This is a genomic window from Aggregatilinea sp. (assembly GCF_036822615.1).
Taxonomy (GTDB): domain Bacteria; phylum Chloroflexota; class Anaerolineae; order Aggregatilineales; family Aggregatilineaceae; genus Aggregatilinea.
The window spans coordinates 1-701 of record NZ_DAISHJ010000156.1; the positions used below are offsets into that span (position 1 = coordinate 1).

The window sequence follows — 701 nt, forward strand, 5'->3', positions numbered from 1 at the left end:
CTGCGGCACGCCGCCGACGCCGCGCCGGTCGATCTGCGCACGCTGCTGCTGGCCGCCAACGACGATCTGGGACGCGAAATGACCGCCCTGTTCGGCGCGCTGGCGCTGGATCACATGGGCTTCCCCGACGAAGTGTACAACGCGCTCAAAAGCGATCCGCGCTACGTGCGGTTGGGCCTGCCCGCCTGCGTGGCGACGGTAGTCGAGTATGATCCCGACGCGGAGACGCTGCGCTTCGTCAGCGCGGGCGATACGGCGCTGCTGGTCGTCCGGCGTGACGGCAGCGTGGAGATCCCGACCGAAAATCAGGTCGAGGAGCACGACAATCAGGTGCTCAAGGCGGCGCTGGCCCTGCGCAGCGCCAAGCCCGATCTGACCTTCCGCGAGCTGGTGCAGCAGCCGCAGATCCGCAAGCAGAATCTGAACACCGGCCTGAAGCACAATTACGTGGACGAGCACGGCTTGCCGCAGCCGCATAAGGGCATCGGCGCGGTGAACGGCCAGCCGGAGCTGCGTTACTTCCTGCAGTATGGCGAGATCGAACTGAACGACGTGGCTTACGTCTGCGTGATGACGGACGGCCTGGAATGGCCCGCCAGCGCGGACGAGATCTTCAGCGAGCACCCCGGCGACGCCCGCGCCCAGCGCGAGGAGCGGCGCGCATTCATGGCGGCGGAAATCGGCAGGCGCGGACTGGCGGG

1 protein-coding gene is annotated in these 701 nt (G+C 67.6%); it reads left to right on the forward strand.

What is annotated here, in order from left to right; translation table 11 throughout:
* Positions 1-701 (forward strand): protein phosphatase 2C domain-containing protein (locus V7116_RS23830; protein WP_324394494.1); only part of this gene is annotated, 701 nt, incomplete at both ends.